Source organism: Streptomyces sp. NPDC006743 (assembly GCF_040703815.1).
GTDB lineage: Bacteria > Actinomycetota > Actinomycetes > Streptomycetales > Streptomycetaceae > Streptomyces.
Map to the genome: position 1 here is coordinate 1 of NZ_JBEYJA010000081.1, position 20,403 is coordinate 20,403.

Annotated in this window: 18 protein-coding genes and 1 pseudogene; 9 read left to right on the plus strand and 10 right to left on the minus strand. The window is 73.1% G+C overall.

Annotated features, from left to right (window positions below; genetic code table 11):
- Positions 1-104: 104 nt before the first annotated feature.
- On the plus strand, positions 105-1,502 hold the full coding sequence (locus tag ABZ719_RS34975; RefSeq protein WP_366729198.1) for an MFS transporter: 1,398 nt from the start codon (positions 105-107) through the stop codon (positions 1,500-1,502).
- A gap of 55 nt (positions 1,503-1,557) precedes the next feature.
- Here the strand turns inward: ABZ719_RS34975 and glgX are convergent, their stop codons facing one another.
- Positions 1,558-3,675, minus strand: coding sequence for a glycogen debranching protein GlgX (gene glgX, locus ABZ719_RS34980; RefSeq protein WP_366729199.1), 2,118 nt, complete (start codon positions 3,673-3,675; stop codon positions 1,558-1,560).
- A 303-nt stretch (positions 3,676-3,978) separates the two neighbouring features.
- Here glgX and ABZ719_RS34985 point away from each other — a divergent pair, with 303 nt between their 5' ends.
- Both ABZ719_RS34985 and ABZ719_RS34990 read left to right on the plus strand, forming a co-directional pair.
- Positions 3,979-5,247 (plus strand): SAV2148 family HEPN domain-containing protein, encoded by a 1,269-nt coding sequence (locus tag ABZ719_RS34985; protein ID WP_366729215.1) that lies wholly within the window; start codon positions 3,979-3,981, stop codon positions 5,245-5,247.
- A 96-nt stretch (positions 5,248-5,343) separates the two neighbouring features.
- Complete coding sequence (locus tag ABZ719_RS34990) at positions 5,344-6,066, plus strand: 3'-5' exonuclease (RefSeq protein WP_366729200.1); 723 nt, start codon at positions 5,344-5,346, stop codon at positions 6,064-6,066.
- Positions 6,067-6,121: 55 nt separating this feature from the next.
- Here the strand turns inward: ABZ719_RS34990 and ABZ719_RS34995 are convergent, their stop codons facing one another.
- Positions 6,122-6,988, minus strand: coding sequence for an aminoglycoside phosphotransferase family protein (locus ABZ719_RS34995; RefSeq protein WP_366729201.1), 867 nt, complete (start codon positions 6,986-6,988; stop codon positions 6,122-6,124).
- Between the two features lie 139 nt (positions 6,989-7,127).
- On the opposite strand from ABZ719_RS34995, the gene ABZ719_RS35000 reads away from it, so the two are divergent.
- From ABZ719_RS35000 to ABZ719_RS35020, 5 genes and pseudogenes are all read left to right on the plus strand, one after another.
- Positions 7,128-8,072 (plus strand): sugar ABC transporter permease, encoded by a 945-nt coding sequence (locus ABZ719_RS35000; RefSeq protein ID WP_366729202.1) that lies wholly within the window; start codon positions 7,128-7,130, stop codon positions 8,070-8,072.
- The gene (locus tag ABZ719_RS35005) at positions 8,069-8,902 is read left to right on the plus strand and encodes a carbohydrate ABC transporter permease (RefSeq protein WP_366729203.1); all 834 of its coding nucleotides are present in this window, start codon (positions 8,069-8,071) and stop codon (positions 8,900-8,902) included. Before ABZ719_RS35000 ends, ABZ719_RS35005 begins: the two co-directional genes overlap by 4 nt.
- Positions 8,902-10,188, plus strand: a complete 1,287-nt coding sequence (locus ABZ719_RS35010; RefSeq protein ID WP_366729204.1) for a sugar ABC transporter substrate-binding protein — start codon at positions 8,902-8,904, stop codon at positions 10,186-10,188. The genes ABZ719_RS35005 and ABZ719_RS35010 overlap by 1 nt, the downstream gene beginning before the upstream one ends.
- A 1-nt stretch (position 10,189) precedes the next feature.
- Positions 10,190-11,447, plus strand: a pseudogene (gene mgt, locus ABZ719_RS35015) (macrolide-inactivating glycosyltransferase).
- Positions 11,448-11,610: 163 nt separating this feature from the next.
- On the plus strand, positions 11,611-12,159 hold the full coding sequence (locus ABZ719_RS35020) for a DUF1697 domain-containing protein (RefSeq protein WP_366729205.1): 549 nt from the start codon (positions 11,611-11,613) through the stop codon (positions 12,157-12,159).
- On the opposite strand, the gene ABZ719_RS35025 is transcribed toward ABZ719_RS35020, so the two are convergent.
- Both ABZ719_RS35025 and ABZ719_RS35030 read right to left on the minus strand, forming a co-directional pair.
- Positions 12,131-13,000, minus strand: a complete 870-nt coding sequence (locus ABZ719_RS35025) for a transglutaminase-like domain-containing protein (RefSeq protein WP_366729206.1) — start codon at positions 12,998-13,000, stop codon at positions 12,131-12,133. The genes ABZ719_RS35020 and ABZ719_RS35025 overlap by 29 nt on opposite strands.
- A gap of 34 nt (positions 13,001-13,034) precedes the next feature.
- Complete coding sequence (locus tag ABZ719_RS35030) at positions 13,035-13,898, minus strand: aldo/keto reductase (RefSeq protein ID WP_366729207.1); 864 nt, start codon at positions 13,896-13,898, stop codon at positions 13,035-13,037.
- A gap of 266 nt (positions 13,899-14,164) precedes the next feature.
- Here ABZ719_RS35030 and ABZ719_RS35035 point away from each other — a divergent pair, with 266 nt between their 5' ends.
- Positions 14,165-14,803 carry a DsbA family protein gene (locus ABZ719_RS35035; protein ID WP_366729208.1) on the plus strand — a complete coding sequence of 213 codons (639 nt, stop codon included), beginning with the start codon at positions 14,165-14,167 and terminating at the stop codon, positions 14,801-14,803.
- 38 nt (positions 14,804-14,841) lie between these two features.
- On the opposite strand, the gene ABZ719_RS35040 is transcribed toward ABZ719_RS35035, so the two are convergent.
- From ABZ719_RS35040 to ABZ719_RS35065, 6 genes are all read right to left on the minus strand, one after another.
- Positions 14,842-15,582, minus strand: coding sequence for a sirohydrochlorin chelatase (locus ABZ719_RS35040; RefSeq protein WP_366729209.1), 741 nt, complete (start codon positions 15,580-15,582; stop codon positions 14,842-14,844).
- Between the two features lie 6 nt (positions 15,583-15,588).
- Positions 15,589-16,500 carry an ABC transporter permease gene (locus ABZ719_RS35045; protein ID WP_366729210.1) on the minus strand — a complete coding sequence of 304 codons (912 nt, stop codon included), beginning with the start codon at positions 16,498-16,500 and terminating at the stop codon, positions 15,589-15,591.
- A complete protein-coding gene (locus tag ABZ719_RS35050) occupies positions 16,487-17,269 on the minus strand; it encodes an ABC transporter ATP-binding protein (protein ID WP_366729211.1) in 783 nt (260 codons plus the stop codon). The genes ABZ719_RS35045 and ABZ719_RS35050 overlap by 14 nt, the downstream gene beginning before the upstream one ends.
- A gap of 36 nt (positions 17,270-17,305) precedes the next feature.
- Complete coding sequence (locus ABZ719_RS35055) at positions 17,306-18,418, minus strand: aliphatic sulfonate ABC transporter substrate-binding protein (RefSeq protein ID WP_366729212.1); 1,113 nt, start codon at positions 18,416-18,418, stop codon at positions 17,306-17,308.
- 226 nt (positions 18,419-18,644) lie between these two features.
- Entirely contained in the window at positions 18,645-20,000 is a 1,356-nt protein-coding gene (locus ABZ719_RS35060) for a GTP-binding protein (RefSeq protein ID WP_366729213.1), read from the minus strand.
- A 2-nt stretch (positions 20,001-20,002) separates the two neighbouring features.
- Positions 20,003-20,403, minus strand: a 401-nt coding sequence (locus ABZ719_RS35065; RefSeq protein ID WP_366729214.1) for a phosphoadenosine phosphosulfate reductase family protein, incomplete at its 5' end; no start/stop codon positions are given.

Genomic DNA, 20,403 nt, shown 5'->3' on the forward strand with positions numbered 1-20,403 from the left:
ACCCGCGTACTGGACGTACTCGGGTGATGCGACAACGCGGCGAGGTGCCGTGCCGGGCGTCGCGAGCCGGTGAACCTTCCCGGTCACAGCACTAGCTTCGGACGATGACCACACCGCGGCCGCGCAGCACACGGGAGACCTACGGCGACGTGATCGGCCTGACCGGGCCGCTGCTCCCGGTCGTGTCGTTCCTGGGACGGCTGCCCACGGCCACCATCCAGTTCGGCAGCGTGCTGCTCGTCGCCCGGACGAGTGACTCGCTGGCCGCGGCCGGGGCGACCGGCGGGGCGCTCGCCCTCGGCCAGGTCTCCTGCGGGCCGCTCGTGGGGCGTCTGGCGGACCGGTGCGGCCAGCGGACGGTCGTCCTCGTGTTCGCCTGGGCCAACGCCGTCGCCGTCGCCGCACTGGTCGCCGGGGCGCTCGCCGGACTCGGCACGCCGGCGCTCGCGCTGCTGGGCGCGGGCGCGGGGACGACCGCACCCCTGATCGGCCCGCTGGCCCGCGCCCGTCTGGTCGCCCTCGCCCGCCGGGCCGCGGCCCCCGAGTCCACGGTCGGGGCGGCCCTGTCCTTCGAGAGCACGCTCGACGAGATCTCCTTCGTTCTCGGTCCCGCCCTGGTCGGCCTGGCGTCGGTCCTCGCGCACCCGGCGTACGCCCTGGGCGCGGCGGCGGTGCTGGTGGCCGTGTGCGGCACGGGCTTCGCCCTCCACCCGACGGCCGCGGTGACCCGTCCTGCGGCCACGGCGACGCGCCGGGCGGGCCGTCCGGCGGAGGAAGGCCGGGCGGTGGATGCGGGCCGGGCGGGGGACGGGCGTCGGGCGGCCGTCGGCGTACGCCGGTTCCTCACGCGCGCGGGTGGTGACCGCCGGGCGGCCTCCGGCCGTCCGCCCATGCCCCGCTCCGTGCACGCGCTGCGGGCCGCGCTGGCCCTCCAGGGGGCGATGTTCGGCGCCTGCCAGGCGGGGATCACGGCGCTGACCGGGCGGCTGGGCCAGGAGGACCAGGCCGGGCTCGTGTACGCCGCCATGGGGGTGATGAGCGCGGTCGCCGGGCTGTCCATGGCGGCCCTTCCGGCCCGCTTCGGGCTGCGGGCACGCCGGCGCACGGCCTCGGCGGCGGCGTTCGCCCTCTCCCTGCCGCTGCTGGGCACGCACACACTGACCGGCCTGTACGTCGTGGTGACCGTGCTCGGAGTGGCGTACGCCCCGCACCTGGTCACCGTGTTCGGCATCACCGAGCGGGTGGTGCCGCCGGCCCGGCTCGCCGAGGCGATGGCCTACGCCACGAGCGCGATCGTCGCCGGACAGGCTCTCGCCGTCGCCGTCTGCGGCCGTCTCGCCGACGCCCGCGGACCCGCTGCGGCCTTCGCCGTGGCGAGCACAGCGGCCGGCCTGGCCGCCGTCCTCGCCCTGACGGCGCGCCCGGCGGTCCGCGGCGAGGACCGCGCGGGCACCGCCCACGCGCGCGTGCCCGCCGACGACCGCGCCGGCACGGCCCGCTGAGACGCGGCCCCGTGACCCGACCCGACCCGGTCCGGTCGGGTCCGGACGAAGGGTCCTAGGCCGGGCGCTGGAGGACGACCAGGCTGCGGTCCTTGAGGGTGAGCCGGTCGCCGGCCTGGGCCTTGCGGCCGGTACCGGGCGGCAGGGGCGTGGTGCGGGCGGTGTCCACGACCACCTGCCACTGGCGTCCGTGATCGACCGGGACGACGAAGTCGAGGGACTTCGGCGCGGCGTTGAACAGCAGCAGGAACGAGTCGTCGCTGATCCGCTCCCCGCGCGGGCCGGGCTCGGAGATCGCGTTGCCGTTGAGGAACACAGTCAGCGCGGAGGCGCTCGCCGAGCCCCAGTCCTGCTGGGTCATCTCCTTGCCCTCCGGGGTGAACCAGGCGATGTCCGACAGCTCGTCATGAGTGCCCTGCACCGGCCGCCCGTGGAAGAAGCGGCGCCGCCGGAAGACCGGGTGCTCCTTGCGCAGCCGGGCCATCGCCCGCACGAACTCCAGCAGGTCGCTGCCCTGCTCGCCGGGCTCCGGCCAGCGCACCCAGGACAGTTCGTTGTCCTGGCAGTAGGCGTTGTTGTTGCCCTGCTGGGTGCGGGCGAACTCGTCGCCGTGGCTGATCATCGGCACGCCCTGGGAGAGCATCAGCGTGGACAGGAAGTTGCGCATCTGGCGCGCCCGCAGCTCCAGCACCTCCGGATCGTCCGTCGCGCCCTCCGCCCCGCAGTTCCAGGAGCGGTTGTGGCTCTCGCCGTCCCGGTTCTCCTCGCCGTTGGCCTCGTTGTGCTTGTCGTCGTACGCCACCAGGTCGTGCAGCGTGAAGCCGTCGTGGCAGGTCACGAAGTTGATCGAGGCCAGCGGACGGCGGCCGTCGTCCTGGTAGAGGTCGGAGGAGCCGGTCAGCCGCGAGGCGAACTCCGCGAGCGCCCGCGGCTCGCCCCGCCACAGGTCCCGCACGGTGTCGCGGTACTTGCCGTTCCACTCCGTCCACAGCGGCGGGAAGTTCCCCACCTGGTAGCCGCCCTCGCCGACGTCCCACGGCTCGGCGATCAGTTTCACCTGGGAGACCACCGGGTCCTGCTGCACCAGGTCGAAGAACGACGACAGCCGGTCCACCTCGTGGAACTGCCGCGCCAGGGTGGCCGCCAGGTCGAAGCGGAAGCCGTCCACGTGCATCTCGGTGACCCAGTAGCGCAGCGAGTCCATGATCAGCTGGAGCACGTGCGGGGACCGCATCAGCAGGGAGTTCCCGGTGCCCGTGGTGTCCATGTAGTAGCGCGGGTCGTCCGTGAGCCGGTAGTACTGCGGGTTGTCCAGGCCCTTGAAGGACAGCGTCGGACCCAGGTGGTTGCCCTCGGCGGTGTGGTTGTAGACCACGTCGAGGATGACCTCGATGCCGGCCTCGTGCAGCGCCCTGACCGCCGACTTGAACTCCAGGACCTGCTGGCCGCGGTCGCCCCAGGAGGTGTACGCGTTGTGCGGGGCGAAGAAGCCGATCGTGTTGTAGCCCCAGTAGTTGTTCAGGCCCATGTCCACCAGCCGGTGGTCGTTCACGAACTGGTGTACGGGCATCAGTTCCAGCGCCGTCACGCCCAGTTCGGTCAGGTGCTCGATGACCGCCGGATGGGCCAGTGCCGCGTAGGTGCCGCGCAGCTCCTCGGTGAGCCCGGGGTGGCGCATGGTGAGGCCCTTGACGTGCGCCTCGTAGATCACCGTCTCGTGGTAGCCGCGCCGGGGCGGCCGGTCGTCGCCCCAGTCGAAGTACGGGTTCACCACGACCGAGGTCATGGTGTGCGGGGCGGAGTCCAGGTCGTTGCGCCGCCCCGGGTCGTCGAAGTGGTAGCCGTAGACCTCCTCGCCCCACCGGACGGAGCCGCTGATCGCACGTGCGTACGGATCAAGGAGCAGCTTCGCGGAATTGCAGCGCAGACCGCGCTCCGGGGCGTACGGGCCGTGCGCACGGAACCCGTACCGCTGCCCCGGCATGACGCCCGGCACGTACGCGTGCCGCACGAACGCGTCGCTCTCCCGCAGTTCCACCGCCGTCTCCGAGCCGTCGTCGTGCAGCAGACACAGCTCTACTCGGTCCGCGGCCTCCGTGAAGACCGCGAAGTTGGTGCCGGCGCCGTCGTACGTGGCGCCGAGCGGATACGCCTCTCCAGGCCAGACCTGCATGGACACGACTCTCTCAGGTGTACGGCGCCGCGGGTGGCGCCCCTGGTCCCGAGTGTCCCCGAAAGTGGGGCCGCCACCTATGACTTCGGGGCGGGTGCGTCGTCCCGCCGGACCCGTCCGAAGGTGTTCGAATTACCCGGAGGGCCCGGCCGTGATGCGGCGTCAACGGCATGATTTCGCTCACTGTGTCGACGGGCAGCACCGGAACACGTATGCGACGGGGGGAAGTTGGGAAAGGAGCTGTCCATCCGGCTGCACCGCGCACCGCTCCCGGAGTACCCTTCCTTGATCGTTGGGACGGGGATGCTCGGGGGAGCGGAAGGCGGTGCACGGGTGGGCTCGGGAGGCCTGGAGCTTCCCCCTGGTGACGAGGGTCACGAGGGGAACTCCGCAGACGTCCCGCCCGGCGCGGTGTCCCTGGCCCGGCCGATGGACGCGGGTGCCATCGGCCCGGAGCTGGACTGGGACGCCGACGCCTGGCACGAGGTGCGCACCCGCGCCCAGCGGGCCGGCCGGGCCTACATCTGGCTGAACCTCGTCGAACAGCGGCTGCGCGCCGTCGTCTGCGCCGTGCTGCGCCCCGTCTACGAACCCGTGCACGGCGACGACTGGGTGGTCGCCGCCGCCGGGCCGGCCGGACAGGAGTGGGTGCAGCGCGCCGTCGCCGTCCGCGAGGTCAGCCGCCGCAAGGGCTATCTGCTCGACCCGGCCGACGACAACGTCATCAGCTTCCTCACCCTGCCCCAGCTGCGCGAGCTGATGGTGCAGCACTGGCCCTGCTTCGAGCCCTACCTCGACGAACGCCGCGACGTCGAACTCGCCCTCGACGAGCTGGAGGTCACCCGCAACGTCGTCTCGCGCAACCGGGCCCTGTCCGAGGCCGTCCTCAACCAGGCCGAGCGCGCCTCCGCCCGCCTGCTGGAGATCCTCGGCGCCGGCGGCGACGTGCCCTCCGCCCGGCGGCTGCCGGTCGACGCGGTCGAGGACCTGGTCGGTGACCGGTACGCGGACGTGGTCGCCGTGCACCCGGACCGGGTCAGGCTGCTGCGCCAGTTCCCGGCCGAGGACATCTTCGGCGGCGCGCGCCGCCTGGACGCCATCGGCATCGGGCTGAACCTGCTGGTGCAGAACTTCTCCGGCCGCCGCCTGGTGCGCCTGGCCGAGTCGGGCTGCCGGGTGCGGCTGCTGTTCCTGAACCCCGCCTCCAGCGCGGTGAAGCGGCGCGAGCGGGAGCTGGGGCTCAAGCGCGGCGAGCTGAGCCGGACGGTGGAGATGAGCATCCTGCACATGCGCCGCGTCCGCTCCCGGCTGCGCGACCCGGACGCCTTCGAGATCCAGGTCTACGACGAGACGCCGCGCCTGACCGCCTACCTGGTCGACGGCGACGGTTCCGACGGCATCGCCGTCGTCCAGTCCCACCTGCGGCGCAGCCGGGGCATGGAGGCGCCGGTGTTCGTCCTGCGCAACGGGAACAAGGTGGTCAAGTCGGGCGAGGCGGACGAAGGCGGACTCTTCTCCGTCTACCGTGAGGAGTTCGAGCTGATGTGGGCTGATTCGCGCCCCGTGTCCTGAAATGCCGTCGGAAGCGGAACGCGGTCCTTGGATTGTCAGTGGCGCATGCGAAGGTGGGAGCCACTGGGGGAAGCACCACCGAGAAGGGGGGCCGCCATGGGCTGGCACCGGGAGCTGCTGATCGGGTTCGACCTGGAGACGACCGGGACGGACCCGCACGAGGCGCGCATCGTCACGGGCGCCGTGATCGAGGTGAGGGCGGGCGAGCCGCTGGGCCGCCGGGAGTGGCTGGCCGACCCCGGCGTGCCCATCCCCGAGGACGCCGTCGCCGTGCACGGGATCAGCAACGAGCGGGCCGCCGCCGAGGGCCGCCCGGCCGACCGGGTGGCGGACGCGCTGGCGGACGTGCTCACCGGCTACTGGAAGACGGGCGTGCCCGTGGTCGCGTACAACGCGGCCTTCGACCTCACCCTGCTCGCCGCCGAACTGCGCAGACACGGGCTGCCGTCGCTGAGCGACCGCCTGGGCGGCGCCGAGCCGGGCCCCGTCGTCGACCCGTACACCATCGACCGCTTCGTCGAGCGCTACCGGCGCGGCAAGCGCACCCTCCAGGCGGTGTGCACGGAGTACGGCGTCGTCCTCGACTCCGCCCACGACGCGGCGGCCGACGCGCTCGCGGCGGCCCGGCTGGCCGCCGCGATAGCCGACCGCCACCCCAAGGTCGCGGCCCTCGGCCCGGCGGAGCTGCACCGCCGGCAGATCGAGTGGTACGCCGCCTGGGCGGCGGACTTCCAGGACTTCCTGCGCCGCAAGGGCGACCCGGCCGCCGTGGTCGAGGGCACCTGGCCCCTGCGGGAGCCGGCGGGCGAGACCGTCTGAGGGCCGGCCGCCCCGGCGGCGGGCGGGAGGAGGGGCGAGCGGAGGGCGGAGCCGCTCAGAAGGGGTACCAGCGCACCGTCTCGTCGCCGTCCCGCAGGGACGCCACCCGGCGCTCGAACTCGGCCAGCGCCTTCGGGTTGCTCGGGGCGTGCTGCGCGACCCAGGCGCAACTGGCCGTCTCCCGGGCGCCGCGCAGCACCGAGCAGCCCGCCCACTCCCGTACGTCCCAGCCGTAGACCGAGGTGAAGGCGTCGTAGGCCTCGGCGGGCAGGCCGTAGCGGTCCCGGGACAGGTCCATCACCACCAGGTCGTGCTCGCGCAGGTCGGCGGAGAAGGTCTCCAGGTCGACCAGGACCGGCCCGTCCGGGCCGATGTGCACGTTGCGGGGCAGCGCGTCCCCGTGGATCGGGCCCGGCGGCAGGTGCGGGGTGAGGGCGGCGGCGGCCGCCGCGAAGCCGTCGCGGCGCTCGCGCAGATAGGCCGCGTCGGCCGGGTCGATCGCCTCGCCGGCCAGCCGCAGCCAGCGTTCCACGCCGCCCAGCAGCTCGCGCGGCGGCAGGGGGAAGGAGGGGGAGGGCAGCGCATGGACGAGACGGAGCAGTCCGGCCAGGTCGCGCGGTTCGGCCGGGCGGACCGCGTCGGGCAGCCGGTGCCACACCGTGACCGGGTGGCCCTCGACGAGCAGTGCCTCGGGCGCGGCCGCCCGCACGGCCGGCACACCCGCCCGCGCCAGCCAGCCCGCGATCTCCAGCTCCCGGCGCGCGCGGTCGAGGAGTTCGGCGTCGCGGCCCACCTTGACCACCAGGTCCCCGGCGGCGAACACGGCGTTCTCGCCCAGCGCCAGCAGCCGTGCCTCCCGCGCCGCCGGGCCCGGCACCGCCCGCACCGCCGCCAGCACCTCGCGCGCCCGTGCCTCGTCCATCGTCCGCCTCCCTGTCCGCCGGATTCCCGCCTTGCGTCGGCCAGTCTCGCATTCGCACAGGTGGGGGCGTGTGCGCGGTGTCTTGACGGACCGCGGCGCCTTCACGACCATGACCAGGCCCGTCCGAGCCGTGCAGAGGATGGATCACGTGACATCGCTGACCGAGGTGAGCAGACCGGCGCGCCGCGCGACCGGCCCCGGCCTGCCCCGGCGCGGCCACGACCCCGGCGCCTGGTTCCTGGTGCTGCCCGCGCTCGTCCCCATCCTGCTCCTCAGCGTCGGCCCGCTCCTGTACGGCGTCCTGCTCGCGTTCACCGACGCGCAGTCAGGGCGGACGGACCCCACGCGGTGGACCGGCGTCCTCAACTTCCAGGACCTCGCGCACGACACGCTGTTCTGGCAGTCGTTCCGGATCGGCCTGGTGTGGGCCGTCGCGGTGACCGTGCCGCAGTTCCTGCTCGCGCTCGGGCTCGCCCTGCTGCTCGACCAGGACCTGCGGCTGCGCCCGCTGGCCCGGGCGCTGGCCGTCATCCCCTGGGCGATGCCCGAGGTCGTCGTCGGCATCATGTGGCGGCTCGTCTACAACCCGGACGCCGGCATCCTCAACGAGACCCTGCGCGACCTCGGCCTCGGGGACGGCCACGACTGGCTCAGCTCCCTGGCCACCGCTCTGCCCGCCGTGGTGGTCGTCGGCGTGTGGGCGGGGATGCCGCAGACCACGGTCGCCCTGCTCGCCGGCCTCCAGAACACCCCCCGCGAACTGCACGAGGCCGCCGCGGTCGACGGCGCCGGGGCCTGGCGCCGCTTCCGCGCGGTCACCTGGCCGGCCCTCAGACCGGTCGCCCTCGCCGTCACCGCGCTCAACCTGATCTGGAACTTCAACTCCTTCGCCCTGGTCTACGTGCTGACGGGCGGCGGCCCCGGCGGCCGGACCCGGCTGCCCACGCTCTTCGCCTACGAGGAGGCCTTCCGTTACGGCCAGTTCGGGTACGCGGCGGCGATGGGCTGCGTCCTGGTCGCCGTCGTCTCGGTCCTGCTGGCCGTCTTCCTCGCCGGCCGGCTGCGGGGAGGTGACCCGGCATGAGGACGTCGACCCGAGCCCGCGTGGGCCAGTACGCGGCCCTGCTCGCCTACCTCCTCTTCCTGGCCCTCCCGCTGCTCTGGCTCCTGTCCACGGCGTTCAAACCACCACGCGAACTGGCGGACCTGCACCCCGCCTGGATCCCCCGCCACCCCACCCTCGGCAACTTCCGGCAGGCCTTCGGCGAACAGCCGCTGCTGCACGCGGCCCTCAACTCCCTGCTGGCCGCCCTCGGGACCGCGGTGATCGCCGTGCTGATCGGCACGCCGATGGCGTACGTCATGGCCCGGCGCCGCTCCTGGCTCACCCGCGCGGCCACCGGATGGGTCGTGGTCAGCCAGGCATTCCCCTTCGTCCTGCTGATCATCCCGCTCTTCCTGGTGCTGAAGAACCTCCGGCTGATCGACTCCCTCGCCGGGCTGGTGCTGGTCTACGTGGTCTGGTCGCTGCCGTTCGCGCTGTGGATGCTCACCGGCTACGTCCGCGCCGTGCCGGCCGAACTGGAGGAGGCCGCGGCCGTCGACGGCGCGGGCCGGCTGCGGACGCTGGTCTCGGTGACGGCACCGCTGCTCGCACCGGGGATCGTGGCGACCGCCCTGTTCGCGTTCGTCACCGCCTGGAACGAGTTCTTCTTCGCGCTGGTGCTGCTCAAGACACCGGGGAAACAGACCCTGCCGGTCGTCCTCACCCACTTCGTCGGGGCCGAGGGCGTCGCCGACCTCGGCCCGCTCGCGGCGGCGGCCTTCCTGGCCACGCTGCCCTCGCTGCTGGTGTTCGCCCTCATCCAGCGGCGGATCACGGGCGGCTTGCTCGCCGGGGCGGTGAAGAGCTGATGCGCGGCCGGAGCCTGCGGGTCCTCGCCCTCGTCCTCACGGTCCTGCTCGCCGGCTGCTCGGGCGGCGGCGGGGCCGGCGGGGGCGGCCGGATCACCCTGCGCTTCCAGTCCCTGGCGTGGCAGCAGGAGTCCGTGGCCGCCACCCGGGCACTGGTGCGGGAGTGGAACGCCGCCCACCCCGGCATACGGGTCGAGTACGTCCAGGGCAGCTGGGACAGCGTCCACGACCAGTTGCTGACCTCCTTCGAGGGAGGCGAGGCGCCGGACGTCATCCACGACGCCTCCGACGACCTCGCCGACTTCGCCTACGGCGGCTACCTCGCCGACCTCACCCCTCTGCTGTCCGCGCGGCTGAAGTCCGACATCCCGCGGCGCAGCTGGGAGACGACGACGTTCGGGGACGGTGTCTACGGCGTGCCGTTCCTCCAGGAGCCGCGGGTGCTGATCGCCGACACGCGGCTGCTGGAGGAATCGGGCGTGCGGATCCCGACGCCGGAGCGCCCCTGGAGCTGGGAGGAGTTCCGGCAGGTGAGCCAGCGGCTGAGCGGCCCGGGCAGGTACGGGGTGGCCTGGCCGCTGAAGGAACCCGTCTCCGCCACGCTCAACCTGTCCCTGTCCGCCGGCGGACGCCTGTTCCACCGCGGCCCCGACGGCCGGGTCACCGTCCGGTTCGAGGACGCCGACCAGGTGGTGCCCCGCACCGTCCACGACCAGGTCGGCACCGACCGCAGCGCCTCCCCCTCCACCCTGGGCAGCGGCGGCTCCGACACCCTGCCGGGGTTCTTCGCCGGAAAGTACGCCATGGTGCCGCTCGGCTTCTCCTACCGGCAGCAGATCCGCCAGCAGGCGCCGAAGGGGTTCCGGTGGCAGGTGCTGCCCGCCCCGGCCGGAGCCGGCGGACTCACCCAGGGGGTCAGCCCGCAGACGCTGTCCATCGCCGAGGACAGCCCGCACAAGAAGGAGGCCGCCGCGTTCCTCGACTTCCTGCTCCAGCCGGACCACATGGTGCGCCTCGCGCTCGGCGACTGGATGCTGCCCACCGGCACGCGGGCACTGGCGGACCCCGCCCTGCACACGACCCGCTACGGCTGGGCCACCGGCACGGCCCTCGCCGCCCACCTGCGCGGCGCCCCCGCGCAGTCCGTACGGGGCTACCCCGAGTGGAAGGACAAGGTGGCCACACCGGCGTTCCAGGAGTACTACAGCGGCGCGATCGGCCTGGACGAACTGCGCGAACGGCTGGAGAAGGACGGCAACCTCGTCCTGGCCCGCTACCAGCGCTGAAATCGTGTTGTACGAGACGTCTCGTCTCGCCTAGGGTCGGGTGCATGACCGCTCCCGCCCACATCGCCATGTTCTCCACCGCCCTGCACGGCCACGTCAACCCCAGCCTGGAGGTGATCCGCGAACTCGTCGCACGGGGACACCGGGTGACGTACGCGATCCCGCCGCTGTTCGCCGAGAAGGTCGCCGAGACCGGCGCCGAAGTCAAGCCGTGGAACAGCACCCTGCCCGGACCCGACGCCGACCCGGAGGCCTGGGGGACGACGCTGCTGGACAACGTCGAGCCGTTCCTCGCCGACGCCGTCCAGGCGCTCCCGCAGCTCGTCGAGGCCTATGAGGGCGACGAGCCCGACCTGGTGCTGCACGACATCACCTCCTACCCGGCCCGCGTCCTCGGCCACCGCTGGGGCGTGCCCGTCGTCTCGCTCTCACCGAACCTCGTCGCCTGGAAGGGGTACGAACAGGAGATCGCCGAGCCGATGTGGGAGGAGCCGCTGAAGACCGAACGCGGCCAGGCCTACTACGCCCGCTTCCGCGCCTGGCTGGAGGAGAACGGGATCACCGAGCACCCCGACGTGTTCATGGGCCACCCGGCCCGCTCCCTGGTGCTGATCCCCAAGGCGCTCCAGCCGAACGCCGACCGGGTGGACGAGACGGTCTACACCTTCGTCGGCGCCTGCCAGGGCGACCGCGGCGCCGAGGGCGACTGGCAGCGGCCGGCCGGCGCCGAGAAGGTGGTCCTCGTCTCGCTCGGGTCCTCCTTCACCAAGCGGCCCGGGTTCTACCGGGCCTGCGTGGAGGCGTTCGGCGGGCTGCCCGGCTGGCACCTGGTGCTCCAGATCGGCCGGCACGTGGACGCCGCCGAGCTGGGCGACCTGCCCGCGAACGTGGAGGTCCACTCCTGGGTGCCGCAGTTGGCGGTCCTGCGCCAGGCCGACCTGTTCGTCACGCACGCGGGGGCCGGCGGCAGCCAGGAGGGCCTGGCCACCGCGACTCCGATGATCGCCGTCCCGCAGGCCGTCGACCAGTTCGGCAACGCGGACATGCTCCAGGGGCTCGGCGTGGCCCGGCGCCTGGACACCGAGGAGGCCACCGCCGTGGCGCTGCGCACCGCCGCCCTCGCCCTGCTCGACGACCCCGAGGTGGCGCGGCGGCTGGCGGACATCCAGGCGCGGATGGCCCAGGAGGGCGGCACGCGCCGCGCGGCCGACCTGATCGAGGCGGAACTGGCGGCGGCCCGGGCGGCCCGCACGGCCTGACGGAGGCGACGGCCGGCAGGGCGGCCGGCCGGTGGCGGAGGCGGGCCGGTGGTGGAGGCCGTCCCGTGACGGCCGGCCGGCTGCGGGCGCCGTGACGGCCGTCCCGTGGCGGCCGGAGGGCGAAGGCCCTGACCGGGGCGGTCCGGCGTTCTAGGGTGGGCGGATGACGACAACGTACGCGGCGCTGTTGCGCGGGATCAACGTGGGCGGCCACAGGAAGCTCCCCATGGCCGAACTGCGCGCGCTGATGCAGGAGACCGGGTACGACGGCGTCCGCACCCACCTCCAGAGCGGCCAGGCCGTCTTCACCTGCGGGCACGGTGACGAGGAGTCCCTCGCGGCGGAACTCGCCGCCGCGATCGGGAAGCGGTTCGGCTTCGCGGTGGACGTCATCGTGCGCGACCACGCCTATCTGCGGGCCGTCGCCGACGCCTGCCCCTTCCCGGCCGCCGCCCTGGAGCCGCGTCAGCTCCACGTCACCTACCTCTCGGTCCCCGCCGACCCGTCCCGTTACGCGGACATCGACCGGGCCGCCCACCTGCCCGAGGAGTTCCGCCTCGGCGACCGCGCGCTCTACCTGTACGCACCCGACGGGCTCGGCCGCTCCCGGCTCGCCGAGCGTCTGGCCCGGCGCCCCGTGACCGGCGGCCTGATCGCCACGACCCGCAACTGGAACACGGTGGTCAAGCTGGTGGAGATGACCGCAGGCTGACCTGCCGCACGCCGGTGTACGTGGTGTACGAGGTGATCACGTCCGGGACGGTCAGGCGGGGGTCCCCGGCGTACAGCCGGCGCAGCTCCGCCTCGGTGCGGGCGGCGGCGACCTCGTCGAGGAGGGCGAGGTCGTCCCCGGTGAGCGCGGCGTCGTCGGAGATCTCGCGGCCCCAGTAGTCCCAGGGCAGCAGCTCGACGCCGTTCAGCGCCGCCAGGTCGCGCAGCACCCCGCCGCCGACGAACCACAGCCCCGCGACCCCCTCCAGGCCGGTCACACCGAACCGCCGCGGGTCCGCCCGCCCCGCCCGGCAGGCCCGCCAGGCGTCGGCGGCCACGACGAAACGGTCGCGCGGCACGTCCATCGGGTCGAAGTCCAGGCCCCCGTACGTGTGGTGGAGCTGAGGGTCGGCGAGCCGCCAGTCGCCCCGCGGCGTACGGAACTCGGTGACCCAGTGGTCGGCGTGGGCGCCCTCCTCGAAGTAGGTCGCGAAGCCGCAGCGGACGCGGGCGGGCGTCCCGGTGGCCCGCAGCAGCGAGCAGTGCAGCAGGGCGAAGTCGCGGCAGGTGCCCACGAACCGCGCCTCGGGCGGCCGGGGCACGGTCAGCGGGGTGCCGGCGCGTTCGCGCAGGAGCCGCAGGATGGCCCGGACGTACCGCGACTCGGCGTCCAGGTGCAGCCGGTCCTGGGGGATCGCGTAGCCGAAGCGTCCGCCCTCGCCCCGGTGGATGATCAGGTCGCGCACGATCCCCGCGAGCCGGCCGGGATCATCCGGCAGCCCGCTGACGTCGAGGTCCCCCGGATCGCTGTACGGCGTCTGTTTCCCGTGGAAGTCGTCCATGCCCGCGACCCTCCGCCTTGCCCCAGGGGAAAGGTCAAGCAGGGGCGTCGCCGGGCCGGGCCAGGGCGTCGAGCCGGGCCAGCTCGTCGTCCGTCAGCCGCACACCGGCCGCGTCCAGGTTCTCCTCCAGGTGGGCGAGGGTGCCCGTGCCCGGGGTCGGGCAGAGCACGGGGGAGTGGTGCAGCAGCCAGGCCAGGGCGATCTGCGCCGGCGTCGCCCCGTGCCCGGCGGCGATCCGCGCGCACACCGGATGCCCCGCCAGCTCGCCGTTGCCCAGCGGGAACCACGGCAGGAACGCGATGCCCCGCTCCTCGCACAGCCGCAGCAGCGGCTCGGAGGCGCGGTCCAGCAGGTGGTAGCGGTTCTGCACGGAGACCACCTCCGTCAGTTCGAGCGCGGCGGCGAGCTGCCCGGCGGTGACGGTGTCCAGGCCGATGTGCCGGATCTTGCCCTCCGCCCGCAACTCCTCCAGCGTGCCCAGCTGCTCGGCCATCGGCACGGCCGGGTCCAGCCGGTGCAACTGGTACAGGTCGATCCGCTCGCGCCGCAGCCGGCGCAGGCTCGCCTCGCACATCGCCCGCAGCGAGGCCGGCCGCCCGTCCACGTGCCAGGCGTCGTCGCCGGTACGGACCACCCCGCCCTTCGTGGCGACGACCACGCCCGCCGGGCAGGGGTGCAGCGCCTCGGCCACCAGCTCCTCGGCGAGCGCGGGACCGTAGTTGTCGGCCGTGTCGATCAGGGTCACCCCGCGTTCCACCGCCCGCCGCAGCACCGCCACCGCCTCCCGGCGGTCACCGCGCGGGCCCCAGTAGCCGGGACCGGTGAGCTGGGCGGTGCCGTAGCCGAGACGGCGGACGGGCAGGCTGCCGCCGAGCGTGAAGGTCTGCCGGTACTGCACGTGCGCTCCTGGGTCTGCGGTGACCCCGGTCCACCGGGCTGCGGGGGACCGCGGGTCCGCGGGGCTCTGGGACTTCCGGGGTCTGCGGGGCAGGGGACGTCCGACGGGAGGTGGCCGGCGCGGGGGAGGCTCCCCCGCGCGCTCCCTCATCATCGGGGCAGGTGCGGCCGGTGGCGCGGCCGGGGGCGGGAGGGGAGAAGTGGATCAGGAAGACAGCGGATGATTGGGCCGTGAACCTGACCCAATGGGGCACTAACGTCCAGGGCATGACCCCTACACCTACCGATCCGGACCCCGCGGCCCCCACCCGGGTCGACTTCTTCTTCGACCCCGCCTGCCCCTTCGCCTGGATCACCTCCCGCTGGCTGCTGGAGGTCGAGCGGGAGCGCCCGCTCGACCTCCGCTTCCGCGTGATGAGCCTGTTCCTGCACAACACCGGCAACGAACTGCCCGACTGGTACCGGGACCTGGTCGACAGGTCGACCGGCCCGGTGCGGGTCGCCGTGGCCGCCGCCGAGCGGTACGGCGAGAAGGTGCTGCGCGACCTGTACACCGCCTTCGGCACCCGCATCCACGAGCGGAAGGAGACGGACTTCGACGCGGTCGCCGCGGACGCCCTCGCCGAACTCGGCCTGGCCCCTGAGCTGGCCGGCGCGGCCCACGACCCGGCGTACGACGAGGCCGTGCGCCGCAGCCACGACGCCGGTGCCGAACCGGAGTCGGGCGGCTACGTGGGGACGCCGACCCTGCACGTGGACGGGACGGTGTGGTTCGGACCGGTCCTGCGGGCCGTCCCGCGGGGCGCCGAGGCGGCCCGGCTGTTCGACAGCTTCCGGGTACTGGCCGCGCACCCCGACCTCTTCGAACTCAAGCGCACCCGCACCGGAAGCCTGCGCTTCGACTGAACGGCCCCAGCCCGGACCGGCCGCCGCGCACGGCCGGGTCAGGCGCCGAGGGCCGTGACCCGGGGCAGCCGCGCGGCGTCGTAGCGTTCCAGCAGCACCCGCGCCACCTCCGGTGCCGCGCCGAGCACATCGGCGACCACGTCCGCGCCGGCCGCGCCCCGCACGATACGGTCCGGCAGGAACCCGGGCGCCAGGACGTACGGGGCGACCGCCACCCGCGCGCAGCCCAGCTCCCGCAGCTCCCGCACCGCGTCCTCGGTACGGGGAAGGGATGCGGAGGCGAACGCAGGCCGCACGGCGCACCAACCGGTACGCCACCACTCCCGCGCGATGTCGGCGATCACCGCGATCGCCTCCGGGTCGGAGGACCCCGCCGAGGCCAGGACGACCCCGGTCGAGGACTTGCCGGCGGGCCCGAGGCCCGCCTCGTGCAGCCGGCGTTCCAGGGCCGCCGTCAGCAGCGGCGAGGGCCCCAGCACGTCGGCCTGCCGGATCCGCAGGCCCGGCGGTGCCTGACGCAGCACCGCCGGGATGTCCGCCTTCGCGTGGAAGGCGCGGGTCAGCAGCAGCGGCAGCGCCACCACGTCCCGGACCCCGTCGGCCGCCAGGGACTCCAGCACCCCCGGCACGGAGGGCACGTTGAAGTCCAGGAAGCCGGTCTCCACCCGCAGCTGCGGACGCGCGGCCCGCACCCGCCGCACCAGGGCGTGCACGGTCGCGGCGTGCCGCGGATCGCGGCTGCCGTGGGCGACGACCAGGAGGACGGGGTGCTGGGACACGGGCGTTCAGCTCTTCACGAAGAGGCCGCGGCTGCGTAGTACCCACCGCTCCAGCGGACTGAAGATCAGCAGGTCGATGGCGATGCCGACGAACAGGATGAGGACGATGGCCTGGAACACCATGGACATCGAGCTGGCGTTGCGGCCGTTCTCCAGCAGCGCGCCGAGGCCGATGCCCAGGTCGGGCGAGGAGGCGATGATCTCCGCGGCCATCAGCGAGCGCCAGGAGAAGGCCCAGCCCTGCTTCAGACCGGCGAGATAGCCGGGCAGCGCGGCCGGCAGCACGATGTGCCAGGCGCCCCGCAGGCCGGTCGCGCCCATCGTGCGGCCCGCCCGCAGGAACAGCGGCGGCACCTGGTCGACGCCGGAGACCAGGCCGTTGGCGATGGACGGGACCGCGCCGAGCAGGATCACCGCGTACATCATCGAGTTGTCCAGGCCCAGCCAGATCACCGCCGGAGGCACCCACGCCACCGACGGCAGCGACTGGAGCCCCGACAGCACCGGGCCGATGGCCGCCCGCACGAACTTCACCCGGGCCACCAGCAGACCCAGCGGCGTGCCGATGGCCAGCGCGAACAGGAAGCCCAGCAGACCGCGCGAGACGGACGTCCAGATGAAGCCGAGGAGCGTGCCCTGCAGCCAGGCGTCCTTGAACTCGCCGCCCACGGCGGCCGGCGAGGGCAGCTTCGCCGGGTCGTCGACCACGTGGAAGGTGATCAGCGCCTGCCACAGCAGCAGGACCACCACCACGGCCGTGACCGGCGGCAGGATCTTGTCCACGAAGGTCTTGCGCAGCGGCGTACGGCCGCCCTGGGGCAGCTCCAGGGCGTCCAGCCCGGCCTCCACACCGCCCAGGCCGGAGTCCTGGCCGGCCGGTTCGGCGTCCCGCGCCGGCGTCGTCTCAGTGCTGGCCATGGCGGCGGATCTCCCCACGCAGTACTTCGGTGATCTCCAGGGACAGTTCCGCGACGGGAGCGTCCTCGATGCGGCGCGGCTGCGGGATGTCCACCGACCACTGACGGGCCACCCGGCCCGGCCGGGAGGACAGCAGGACCACGCGCTGCGCGAGCCGGACCGCCTCGCGCACGTTGTGCGTCACGAACAGCACGGAGACGCCCGTCTCCTGCCAGATGCGGGTCAGCTCGTCGTGCAGGACGTCACGGGTGATGGCGTCGAGCGCGGCGAACGGCTCGTCCATCAGCAGCAGGTTGCTCTCCTGGGCGAGCGCGCGGGCCATCGCCACGCGCTGGCGCATACCGCCCGACAGCTCGTGCACGCGCTTGCCGTACGCGCCGCCCAGCCGGACCAGTTCGAGCAGTTCCTCGGCCCTGCCGCGCCGGTCCTGCTTCGCCACGCCCCGCAGCCGCAGGGCGAGTTCGATGTTCTTGCCCGCGGTCAGCCAGGGGAACAGGGCGTGTTCCTGGAACATGAGCGCGGGGCGGCCGTCGGTGGTGATGGAACCGGCGCTCGGCCGGTCCAGGCCGGCCACCAGGTTCAGCAGGGTGGACTTGCCGCACCCCGAGGCCCCCAGGAGGGTGACGAACTCGCCCGGTGCGACATCGAGACTGATGCCGTCCAGGACGAGTTGCTGCCCGCCCGGAGCCGCGAAGGACTTCGAGACGTTCTCGAGGCGTGCCGCGTGCTCGACGGCCTCGGGGGCCTTGGCGAGGGTGGTCGTGGCCATGGTCGTCACCTCCTGGGAACTCTTCGGCTACGGGCTCTACCGGGCGCCGAGACCGGCGTCGCTGACAGTGGGCCGGCCCTGCGCCTTCAGGACCTTGTTCAGGAGGGACAGATCGTAGATGCCGTCCAGCCTGGGCTGCTGGAGAAGCCCGGCCTTGACGGCGTGCGCGGCCTCGGTGTTCAGCGTGGCGGCCAGCGGGTCGTCGGTGATCCGGATGGACTTCCACGCCGGGTCGAGGACGTCGGCCGGCAGGGCCTTGCCGGAGTCGGCCGCGAGCTGCGCGTTGGCGGCCGCCTTCGCCTGGTCCGGGTGGGCGTTGATCCACCGGTTGGTCTCGACGGACGCCTTCAGTACGGCCTCGACCGCCTTGGGGTGCGCCTCGAGGAACTTCTGCGACACGATGACGTTCGTGATGACGAACTTCTGGTCCGGCCACAGCGTGGACTCGTCCAGGAGCACCTTGGCGCCCTCGGCGACCAGCTTGGACGCGGTCGGCTCCGGCACCCAGGCGCCGTCGATCGACCCGGACCTGTAGGCGTCCGGGGTGACCTTGTTGTCGGTGCGGACCACCGACACGTCGCCCTTGCCGCTCTGGGCGTCGACCTTCCAGCCCTGCTCGGCGATCCAGTTGAGGAACGCCACGTCCTGCGTGTTGCCCAGCTGCGGGGTGGCGATCTTCTTGCCCTTGACGTCCTTCAGGGACTTGATCTTCGCCGGGTTCACCACGAGCTTGACCCCGCCGGACGCCGAACCGCCGATGATCCGCAGGTTCTTGCCGTCCGACCTGGTGTAGCCGTTGATCGCGGGGGACGGGCCGATCCAGCCGATGTCGAGGGAGCCGGAGTTCAGGGCCTCGATCTCCGACGGACCGGCGTTGAACACCTGGTACTTGGCCCTGGTCGCCCCCAGGGCCTTCTGGAAGAAGCCCTTCTGCACGCCGACCAGGGCGGTCGCGTGGGTGATGTTGCCGAAGTAGCCGATCTTGACGGAGTCCAGTCCGTCGGTCTTCTTGGCACCGGCGGCGATCTTCTGGCCGGCGGGGTCGTCCTTGGCGTTCGAGCCGTAACCGCACGCGGCGAGCGTCAGCAGCGGCAGCGCGGTGAGCACGGCGAGGCCGCGGCGCAGGGCGGTGGAGCGGATGGCAGGCACGGGAGGTGTTCCTCTCGTTGGCCCGGCGGTCACGGTCTCTCAGGTCGTGGCCGGGAGGTCGGCAGGTCTTCGTCTACTGCACAGGTGGGGGGTGAGGGCGCGCATGCGGTGCGCGTACGTCAGCGCACACATCGGGCCACCCCGCCCTGTCCGCTGCCGAGGGCACCGCTGCCGACCCGGCCGCCCTCCTTGGCGAACATCGAGTAGAAGTCGGAGGAGTCCATGGTCAGAAGTCCCAGCCGTCCTGGTCGGCGGCGTCCGTGACCGGGTCCGGCGCGGCGAACGACTCGCCGACCATGCCCGCGGTCAGCGTAGTGCCGTCGGCGGGGTCGATCAGGATGAAGGAGCCGGTGCGGCGCGAGTCCGCGTAGGAGTCGACCGGCAGCGGCTCGGCGGTGCGGATCTTCACCCGGCCGATGTCGTTGGCGGCGAGCTGCCCGGGGTGCGGGTGCAGGGACAGGTCGTCCAGGGTGAGCCGGGACGGGATGTCCTTGACGATCGCCTTGACCGTGCGGGTGCCGTGCTTGAGCAGGACCCGGTGGCCGACGGTCAGCGGGGCGTCGGCGACGTGGCAGACGGTCGCCTCGACGTCCTGGGTGGTCGCCGGCGCGTCCTTGCTCGGCACGATCAGGTCGCCGCGCGAGACGTCGATGTCGTCCTCCAGCAGCACGGTCACCGACTGCGTCGTCCACGCCGCGTCGACCGGCACGCCGAGCAGGTCGATCCCGGAGATCCGCGAGGTGCGTCCGGAGGGCAGCACGGTGACCTCCTCGCCGACGCGGAACGAACCAGCCGCGATCTGGCCTGCGTAGCCCCGGTAGTCCGGGTGCTCGGCGGTCTGCGGCCTGATCACGTACTGCACGGGCAACCGGGCGTGGCAGTGCGCCAGGTCGTGGCTGACCGGGACCGTCTCCAGGTGCTCCAGGACGGTCGGGCCGCCGTACCAGTCCATCACCGCGGACGGTTCCACCACGTTGTCACCGGCGAGCGCGGAGATGGGGATGGCGGTGACCTCCGGGACGCCCAGCTCGGTGGCGTACGCCGTGAACTCCTCGGCGATCGCCGCGAACACCGGCTCCCGGTACTCGACCAGGTCCATCTTGTTGACGGCGAGGACCACGTGCGGAACCCGCAGCAGGGCGGCGATGGCGGCGTGCCTGCGGGTCTGCTCGACGACGCCGTTGCGGGCGTCGACCAGGATCACCGTCAGCTCGGCCGTGGAGGCGCCCGTCACCATGTTCCGCGTGTACTGCACATGGCCGGGCGTGTCGGCCAGGATGAACCGGCGGCGCGCGGTGGCGAAGTAGCGGTAGGCCACGTCGATGGTGATGCCCTGCTCGCGCTCGGCGCGCAGGCCGTCGGTGAGCAGCGCCAGGTCGGGGGCGTCCTGACCGCGGCCTGCAGAGGCGCGCTCCACGGCCTCCAGCTGGTCGGTGAGGACCGACTTGGAGTCGTGCAGCAGCCGGCCGACGAGGGTGGACTTGCCGTCGTCGACGGACCCGGCGGTGGCGAACCGCAGCAGCGTCGTCTCCGACAGCTGCTCGACCGACAGCGGCTCGGTGGGTTCGGTGGTGCTGGTCATGGTTAGAAGTACCCCTCGCGCTTGCGGTCTTCCATCGCGGCCTCGGAGAGCTTGTCGTCGGCGCGGGTGGCACCGCGTTCGGTGAGCCGGGAGGCGGCGATCTCCGTGATCACCTTCTCGATGGTGTCGGCGTCCGAGTCGACCGCTCCGGTGCAGGACATGTCGCCGACGGTGCGGTAGCGGACCTGCCGCTTCTCCACCCGCTCGCCGTCCTTGGGGCCGCCCCACTCGCCCGCGGTCAGCCACATGCCGCTCCGGGAGAAGACCTCTCGCTCGTGCGCGAAGTAGATCGCCGGCAGCTCGATGCCCTCGCGGGCGATGTACTGCCACACGTCCAGCTCGGTCCAGTTGGACAGCGGGAAGACGCGGACGTGCTCGCCGGGCGCGTGCCGGCCGTTGTACA